3 protein-coding genes are annotated in these 2,106 nt (G+C 64.2%); 2 read left to right on the top strand and 1 reads right to left on the bottom strand.

Annotated elements, in window-relative coordinates; genetic code table 11:
* A partial coding sequence (locus tag VDP82_RS17450; protein WP_323016088.1) for an alpha/beta hydrolase occupies positions 1 to 840 on the bottom strand: 840 nt, incomplete at its 3' end.
* Between the two features lie 173 nt (positions 841 to 1,013).
* Between VDP82_RS17450 and dapA the strand changes: the two genes are divergently transcribed.
* Both dapA and VDP82_RS17440 read left to right on the top strand, forming a co-directional pair.
* The gene (dapA, locus tag VDP82_RS17445; RefSeq protein ID WP_323016087.1) at positions 1,014 to 1,889 is read left to right on the top strand and encodes a 4-hydroxy-tetrahydrodipicolinate synthase; all 876 of its coding nucleotides are present in this window, start codon (positions 1,014 to 1,016) and stop codon (positions 1,887 to 1,889) included.
* A gap of 5 nt (positions 1,890 to 1,894) precedes the next feature.
* On the top strand, positions 1,895 to 2,106 hold a 212-nt coding region (locus VDP82_RS17440; protein WP_323016086.1), incomplete at its 3' end, for an SsrA-binding protein.

Genomic DNA, 2,106 nt, shown 5'->3' with positions numbered 1-2,106 from the left:
CAGGGCAAGCCCCACGGCCAGGGCGTCTGGGCCGCGGCGGATCATCTCGTCGAAGGTTTCACGGCGCAACTGGTCGGTCAATTGGGTGCGCAGCAGCATCAGCGGCGCGCAGGTCAGCGCGTCGAAAAGCGGCCATTGCGGCATCAGCACATCGTCGAAATTGATGCTGTCCAGCGCAGCGATGAGCCGCCGATCATAAAGCGGATGGGCGCGGCCGCGCTTGTCGAGGAAATGGGTGCGCCCCACCAGCGCGTCGAGCCGATCGTCGGGCAGGCCTGGATAATCCCCGCCCAGGATACGGCGGAAGCCAGCGGCCACTGTTTTGGCGCCGCGCAGGCTTTCCACATGGGCCAGATTGTTGCGCAGACGCACAATGCCGCGCGAGTCGCTGACCGGGCCGGAATCGAGCAGCACCGTACCGGCGATAAGCAGGGGATGATGCGTGGCCAGCACCATGGCCACCTGGCCACCATGGCCCTGGCCTAGAATGACCGCCCGGCCGATGCCGAGCGCGGCAAGGATGGAGGCGACGTCGCGCGCATCCTCGATCGAGCTGTAATCTTCCGCTTTGGCACGATCATCGGCGCGGCCCCTTCCGGGCAGATCGAGCAGCACCACCGGCCATTCACCGCCGCTCATGCGCTGGAAATAGCCGGCAAAGGCGCTGAAGTCGCTCATATTGCGCTGATAGCCGGGCAGGCACACCACAGGCAGGCGCTGGCTGGAGAGGGTGCCGGCCACGTGCACGGCGGCGCGAAGCCCGCCCGCCAGCGCCACCGGCTGGGGGGAGAGGCCGGCAAAGGCGGCATGGTCGGCGGGAACAGTTCTTTTGCGGGGCATGCTCGGACTCCGATGTTTCCCATTCTGGGCTATGGGCTTCCCGTTGCAAGGAAAACATTGTCGGAAAGGGGAAGGGAAAGTATGGTGCGCCACCGCATAGCCTTGCCGTCACGGCGGGCCAGACCCCCAGACGCGGCCCTGCCGGCCGCACCAAACTAAGGACATCTCGACAAATGCTGCGAGGATCGATTACGGCGCTCATCACCCCCATGCATAATGGGCTCGTGGATGAGAAAGCCTTCGCCGGCTTTGTCGACTGGCAGATTGCCGAGGGCACCCATGGCCTGGTGCCAGTGGGCACCACCGGCGAAAGCCCCACGGTGAGCCACGAAGAGCACCATCGCATCGTCGAAATCGCCATCGAGGTATCCAATGGCCGTGTGCCGGTGATCGCCGGGGCGGGCTCCAATTCCACCGCCGAAGCGGTGTCGCTGGCCCGTTTTGCCGAGAAGGCCGGCGCCGACGCGGTGCTGACCATCGTGCCCTATTACAACAAGCCCAACCAGGAGGGCATGTTCCAGCACTTCTCGGCCGTGGCGAACGCCGTGGGCATTCCCGTCATCCTCTACAGCGTGCCGGGGCGCACCGTGGTCGATCTCACCATCGACACCATCGCCCGGCTGCGCGAAGCCCATTCCAACATTATCGGCGTCAAGGATGCGACGGCCGATCTGGGCCGCACCAGCCTGCAACGCGATCGGCTGGGCGCCGATTTCGTGCTGCTTTCCGGCGAGGATATAACGGCGCTCGCCTTCAATGCGCATGGCGGACATGGCTGTATCTCGGTGACATCGAATGTCGCGCCGCGCCTCTGCTCGCAGATGCAGGAGCTTTCGCTCGCCGGCGACTTCAAGGGCGCCCTGGCCATCCAGGACAAGCTCGTGCACCTGCACAAGAATCTCTTCCTCGAGCCCAATCCCACGGCGGTGAAATACGCTGCCAACCGGCTTAATTTGTGCGCCAACGAATTGCGCCTGCCGCTGGTGCCGGTGTCTAAGGCCACCCAAGAGGCGGTGGACTTTGCAATGACCCATGCCGGCATTATCTAAGGGTCATGGCCAGCAAGAACGACAAGAGCAAGAACGGTTGGATCAGCCACGGACTCGTGGCTGAAAACCGGCGCGCGCGCCATGATTATGAAATCGGCGATACGCTCGAGGCCGGCATCGTGCTGACCGGAACCGAGGTCAAGTCGCTGCGGCAGGGCAAGGCGCAGATCACCGAATCCTATGCCTCGCCCGAGCGCGGCGAATTGTGGCTCATCAA

Origin of the sequence: Devosia sp. (assembly GCF_034675085.1) — a bacterium.
Taxonomy (GTDB): domain Bacteria; phylum Pseudomonadota; class Alphaproteobacteria; order Rhizobiales; family Devosiaceae; genus Devosia.
This window is presented reverse-complemented; position numbering and strand designations above follow the sequence as displayed.